Consider the following 1,023-nt stretch of genomic DNA (forward strand, 5'->3'; position numbering starts at 1 on the left):
CCAACTCGCCTATCTAAAAACCAGCGCCGTAGCGCGTTATAGTCAACTGCTTCAGCAGGAGGGGATTGCCGGGGTGCTGAATTACACCTCCCAAACGGCGCTCCTGGAACGTGACGGCACTGCTGCCATTGATTTCAATGGCTCCTACGGGTTGTATTTTTGGGAGTTATTTTTCCATAGCTGCTTCCTGATTGCCGAACGTTACTTGACTGAACAAAATTACCTGAGTGCCAAAACCTGGCAACGGTATGTCTTTTCACCGGCAGGGTATCGTAATCGGTTAGGTGTGCTCGAAATGGAAGGCGGCAAACCGCGTTATTGGAACGTGCTGCCCCTCCAACAGGATCTGGGTTGGAATGCCACGATTCCGAAAACGGTGGACCCGGACGTCATTGCGATGAATGACCCGATGCATTACAAGTTGGCCCTGTTCCTCAGCAGTGTGAAGACGTTGATTGAGCACGGCGACAGCTGTTACCGGATGCAGCAGCGCGACTATATGGCCCAGGCCAAAATGTATTATGTTCAAGCGGCGCAAATGCTCGGCCCTCGCCCGCAGATTGACTACACCAATAGTTGGCCTAACCCTACGCTGGGAAGTGAAGCCTCTATCACTCTTGTTGCCGCCCCTGGTGCCGCTGGGCAGCTGCAAGCCTACCTCGTCGAACAAAACGGCAATTTCTTGCCGCCTTACAATGCTGACTTGTTGATGTTTTGGGATAAGTTGGAGGTGCGTCTCTATAACCTGCGCAACAATTTGACCCTCGATGGGCAATCGCTGGTACTGCCGCTTTATGCCACTGAGGCTTCGCCGACCTCATTGCAACTTCAGCAGGGCGCCGGCAACGGCAGCGTGGGTGGTTCAGTGCCCGCCAACTTGCAGGTCAGTGAGTTCCGGTTCCCGGTATTGATCGACAAAGCCCGAACCGCGGTGAGTAGCGTCATTCAGTTTGGTAACGAACTGCAATCGGCGCTGCTGCAACGCGATAACGAGTACATGACGTTGTTGGTGCAGACCCAGCA

At 53.9% G+C, this 1,023-nt stretch carries 1 pseudogene; it reads left to right on the forward strand.

Annotated features, from left to right (window positions below):
* A pseudogene (locus tag ACIOZM_RS32020) lies at nt 1-1,023 on the forward strand (insecticidal toxin complex protein); the annotation flags it as partial.

Source organism: Pseudomonas sp. NPDC087346 (assembly GCF_044744235.1).
Lineage (GTDB): Bacteria > Pseudomonadota > Gammaproteobacteria > Pseudomonadales > Pseudomonadaceae > Aquipseudomonas.